This window comes from Lentzea xinjiangensis (assembly GCF_900110955.1).
GTDB lineage: Bacteria > Actinomycetota > Actinomycetes > Mycobacteriales > Pseudonocardiaceae > Lentzea > Lentzea xinjiangensis.
In genome coordinates this window covers 69,943-74,898 of record NZ_FOFR01000005.1, presented here as the reverse complement: position 1 = coordinate 74,898, position 4,956 = coordinate 69,943, and the positions used below count along the sequence as shown (strand labels likewise).

Here is a 4,956-nt window from a genome sequence, read left to right as displayed (position 1 = left end):
CGGGCGATCCGAGAAGGAAGCGCGATGACCACCTCTGCTAACCAGTACGTCGAGGCTCTGCGGTCGTCACTGAAGGAGATCGACCGGCTGCGCAAGCAGAACCAGCAGCTCATCGCGGCAGCGGTGGAACCGATCGCGATCGTGGGCATCGGGTGCCGGTACCCCGGCGGGGTGGCCTCGCCGGAGGACCTCTGGCAGGTCGTCGCGGACGGACGGGACGTGATCGGCGGGTTCCCCGCCGATCGCGGCTGGGACGTCTCCGAGCTCGACACCGCCACCATCGAGGGCGGCTTCCTCGAAGACCCGGCGTCGTTCGACGCCGGGTTCTTCGGCATCTCGCCCCGCGAAGCCGTCGTCATGGACCCGCAGCAGCGCCTCCTGCTCGAAACCTCCTGGGAGGCCCTCGAACGGGCGGGCGTGAACGCGCAGACGCTGCGCGGCACCAAGACCGGCGTGTTCATGGGCACCACCTCGCAGGACTACGCCGACCTGCTCTCGCGCTCGGGGGAGGACGTCGGCCTCTACGCCACCACCGCGTTCGCCGCCTCCGTGCTGTCCGGCCGCATCTCCTACCTGCTCGGGCTGGAAGGGCCCGCCGTCACCGTCGACACCGCCTGCTCCTCCTCGCTCGTCGCCCTGCACCTCGCCTCGTCCGCCCTGCGCGCCGGTGAGTGCGACCTCGCGCTGGCCGGCGGTGTCGCGGTCATGACGACGCCCGCCGGGTTCGCCGCCTTCACCTCGCAGGGCGGCCTCGCCGGCGACGGCCGCTGCAAGGCGTTCTCCGACGACGCCGACGGCACCGGCTGGTCGGAGGGCGTCGGCGTGCTCGTGCTCAAGCGGCTCTCCGACGCGCAGCGCGCCGGCGACAAGATCCTCGCCGTCGTGCGCGGTTCCGCCGTCAACCAGGACGGCGCCTCCAACGGCCTGACCGCCCCGAACGGGCCGTCGCAGCAGCGCGTCATCCGCCAGGCACTGCAGAACGGCGGCCTCGCACCGTCCGATGTGGACGCCGTGGAGGCGCACGGCACGGGCACCACCCTGGGCGACCCGATCGAGGCCCAGGCCATTCTCGCCGTGTACGGGCAGGACCGCACGGAGCCCCTCTACCTCGGGTCGGTCAAGTCCAACATCGGCCACCCCCAGGGCGCCGCGGGTGTCGCCGGCGTGATCAAGGTCGTCATGGCGCTGCAGAACGGGGTGCTGCCCAAGACGCTGCACCTCGGCACGCCGTCCACCCAGGTCGACTGGACCAAGGGCAACGTGTCGCTGCTGCGCGAGGCCCGGCCGTGGCCCTCGGTCGACCGGCCGCTGCGCGCCGGAGTGTCCGCGTTCGGCGTCTCGGGCACGAACGCGCACGTCATCCTGGAGCAGGCCCCGCCGCTGGTCGTCGAAGCGACCACCCCCGCCGAGGCGCCCGCCGTGCTGCCGTGGGTGCTGTCCGGCCGGACGCCCGCCGCCCTGGAGGAGCAGCGGACCCGGCTGGAGTCGGTCGTGGCCGCCCTGTCGCCGCTCGACGTCGCGTTCACGCTGGCGACCGCGCGCGCGTCGTTCGAGCAGCGGGCCGTCGTGCTGCCGGACGGCACCGAGCTCGCCCGCGGCGTGGCCGCCGACGAGACCACGCTCGCGTTCCTGTTCTCCGGTCAGGGATCGCAGCGCCTCGGCATGGGCCGCGAGCTGCACGCCCGGTTCCCCGTCTTCGCCGCCGCCTTCGACGAGGCACTCGGCCACCTCGACCCGGCGCTGCGCCAGGTCGTGTGGGGTGACGACCCCGCGGCCCTGGAGCAGACCCGCTACACGCAGCCCGCCCTGTTCGCCTTCGAGGTGGCGATGTACCGGCTGCTCGAGTCGTTCGGGCTGGTGCCGGAGCAGGTGGCGGGCCACTCGATCGGCGAGATCGCGGCCGCGCACGTCGCCGGCGTGTTCTCCCTGGAGGACGCCTGCACCCTGGTGACCGCGCGCGCCTCGCTGATGCAGGCGCTGCCCGCCGGTGGCGTGATGATCGCCGTGCAGGCCACCGAGGAGGAGGTCCTGCCGCACCTCACCCCCGGCGTCTCCATCGCCGCCGTCAACGGCCCCCGCTCGGTCGTCATCGCCGGCGCCGAGGACGAGGCCCGGCGCGTCGTCGAGCACTTCGGCGACCGCAAGACCCGGCAGCTCAACGTCTCGCACGCCTTCCACTCGCCGCTGATGGAGCCGATGCTGGAGGACTTCCGCGCGGCCATCTCCGGCATCACGTTCCAGGACCCCGCGATCCCCGTGGTGACCACGGGGGACGTCCGGCAGGCCGACTACTGGGTGCGGCACGTCCGCGACGCCGTCCGCTTCCACGACACCGTCACGGCGCTGGGCGCCAAGACGTTCGTCGAGGTCGGCCCGGACGGCGTGCTGTCCGCGATGCTCGACGACGCCGTGCCCACCGCGCGCAAGGACCGCGGCGAGGAGCTGGCGTTCGTGACGGCGCTGGCCCGCCTGCACGTCGCGGGCGTCCCGGTCGGCTGGGCGAAGCTCTTCGAGGGCACCGGCGCGCAGCGCGCCGACCTGCCGACCTACCCGTTCCAGCGGCAGCGGTTCTGGCCGCGCCCCAAGACGCAGTCCGGTGACGTGCGCGGCGCGGGCCTCGCCTCGGTCGGCCACCCGCTGCTCGGCGCGGCCGTGGAGCTGGCCGGGTCGGCGGGGCACCTGTTCACGTCGCGGCTGTCGCTCGTCACGCACCCGTGGCTCGCCGACCACGTCGTGATGGGCCGGGTCCTCTTCGCCGGCACCGCGTTCCTCGAGCTCGCCATCAGGGCCGCCGAGGAGGCCGGCTGCGACCGCGTCGAGGAGCTGACCCTCGCCGCACCGCTCGTCCTGACCACGGACACCGCCGTCCAGGTGCAGGTCTCCGTCGCCGCGCCCGACTCCGCCGGGCGGCGCGGCATCGCGATCTTCTCGCGCCCCGAGGGCTCCGGTGACGCGCCCTGGCTCCAGCACGCCTCCGGTGTGCTCGGCTCCGGCGCGAACGCCGTGTCGTTCGACGCCTCGGTGTGGCCGCCCGCCGGCGCCGAGGCCGTCGACATCACCGGCTCCTACGAGCGCTTCACCGACATGGGCTTCGACTACGGCCCGATCTTCCAGGGCCTGCGGGCGGTCTGGCGGGGCGGCGACGGCGTCGTCTACGCCGAGGTGTCGCTGCCCGAGGGCGCCGACGGCGCGGCGTTCGGGCTGCACCCGGCGCTGCTCGACGCCGGCATGCACGCCGCCGGGTTCGGCGACCTCGGCTCGATCAGCAGGGGAGGGCTGCCGTTCTCGTGGCAGGGCGTGACCCTGCACGCGGCGGGCGCTTCCGCGGTGCGCGTGCGGCTCTCGCGCGGCGAGGACGGCTCGATGCAGATCGCCGTCGCCGACGCCACCGGTGCTCCCGTCGCGTCCGTCGAGGCCCTGCAGACGCGGCCGGTCCCCGTGGACGAGCTGGGTTCCGGGGTGGAGCGCGACTCGCTGTTCCGCGTCGAGTGGGCCCCGGTCGAGCTGCCGGCCGGGTTCGCCGAGCAGAGCGTCGCGGTGCTCGGGCCGGACGTGCTGTCGCTCGCCGCCGGTCCGGTCGTGGACGCCCTGACCGACGCCGACCTGACGCTGGTTCCCCTGGTGGGAACCGATGTCCGCGACACGTGCGCGCGGGTGCTGGCGCTGGTCCAGGAGTTCGTGACCCGGCCCTCCGGCCGGCTGGCGTTCGTGACGCGCGGCGCGGTGGACGGCGACGACCTCGCCGCGGCCGCCGCGCTCGGCCTGGTGCGCTCGGCGCAGTCCGAGCACCCCGGCCGGTTCGTGCTGGTGGACCTGGACCTCGCCGAGGCGTCCGCGGGCGCGGTGCTGCACGCGTTGACGACCGACGAGCCCGTGCTCGCGATCCGCGACGGCGTCGTCCTCGCGGCCCGGCTCGCGCGCGCGGCCCTGCCGGCCGAGCGGCTGACGTGGTCCGGCCGCGTGCTGATCACCGGTGGCACCGGCGGCCTCGGCCGGCTCGTGGCCCGGCACCTCGTCGAGGAGCACGGCGTCCGCGAGCTGCTGCTGGTCTCGCGCAGCGGTGCCGCGGACGTCTCGGCGCTGCGCGAGCTCGGGGCGGACGTGGTCGTCGAGGCGTGCGACGTCTCCGACCGCGCGGCACTGGAGTCCTTGCTGGCCAAGCACTCCGTCGGCGGTGTCGTGCACACGGCCGCGGTGCTCGACGACGGCGTCGTCGAGTCCCTGACGCCCGAGCGGATCGACACCGTGCTGCGCCCCAAGGCCGACGCGGCACTGCACCTGCACGAACTGCTGCCCGACGTTCCGTTCGTGCTGTTCTCGTCGGCCGCCGGCACGTTCGGCGGCGCCGGCCAGGCGAACTACGCCGCCGCCAACGCCTTCCTCGACGCGCTGGCGCGCGTGCGCCGCGCCTCCGGCAAGCACGCCGTGGCACTGGCGTGGGGCGCGTGGGAGCAGACCTCGGGCATGACCGCCACGATGTCGGACACCGACATGCGGCGCATCACCCGGTCCGGCATGCCGCCGCTGAAGGTCGCCGAGGGCCTCGCGCTGTTCGACGCCGCCGCCGCCGGCGCGGACGCCGTCCTGCTGCCGCTGCGCCTCGACCTCCCGGCACTGCGCTCCCAGGGCGCGCCGCCGCCGTTGCTGCGCGGCCTGATCAAGACGCCGAAGCGCCGTGCCGCGGACCGGTCCGTCGCGGCGGACGGGCTCGCCGCGGAGCTGGCGCGCCTCGGCCACGACGAACGCCGGGAAGCGCTGCTCACCCTCGTCGCGACCGAGGTCGCCGCGGTGCTCGGCCACGGCAGCGCGTCCGAAGTGGACCGCACGCGCACGTTCCAGGGCCTCGGCTTCGACTCGCTGACCGCCGTCGAGCTGCGCAACCGCCTGACCGCGTCGACCGGCATCCGCCTGCCGGCCACCCTGATCTTCGACTACCCGACCGCCGGCGCCCTCGCT

Annotated in this window: 1 protein-coding gene (only partly in view); it reads left to right on the top strand. The window is 74.6% G+C overall.

The annotated features are described in order from the left end of the window. Positions 1–24 precede the first annotated feature (24 nt). Positions 25–4,956 carry the 5' portion of a type I polyketide synthase gene (locus BMW88_RS14100; protein WP_089951165.1) on the top strand. It continues 24,879 nt past the right edge of the window, so only the first 4,932 of its 29,811 coding nucleotides appear in the window; its start codon is at positions 25–27; its stop codon lies beyond the right edge, outside the window.